General features: G+C 59.8%; 1 protein-coding gene. It reads left to right on the forward strand.

Annotated features, from left to right (window positions below):
• Positions 1–26: 26 nt before the first annotated feature.
• Positions 27–266, forward strand: a 240-nt coding sequence (locus tag SB658_RS24570; RefSeq protein WP_410603001.1) for a hypothetical protein, incomplete at its 3' end; no start/stop codon positions are given.

The raw sequence follows: 266 nt of genomic DNA on the forward strand, positions 1-266 counted from the left end.
GACAACACGTTGAGCATGGGGAGGATTTGGCAAAGCAAGAGGCCTCGCCCAGGCTTTGCTGGTACCGCTCGCTGTTGGGCAAAACAACGCTATTTCTTACCCTCGCCACCGTCATTGCCTATTGCGTCGGCGCCTCGGCCGGATGGCTGATGCTGCGTGACAACGCGCAGGCGCAGTGGCAGCTCCAGGCGGAGATGAACGGCCAAATCGCCAGTTCCACCATTCGCACCATCTACACATTTGTGGCCGTCGACACGGATGCCTCG

The sequence above is a fragment of the Bacillus sp. SIMBA_008 genome (genome assembly GCF_046535495.1).
In the GTDB taxonomy this organism is placed as follows: domain Bacteria; phylum Bacillota; class Bacilli; order Bacillales; family Bacillaceae; genus Bacillus; species Bacillus subtilis.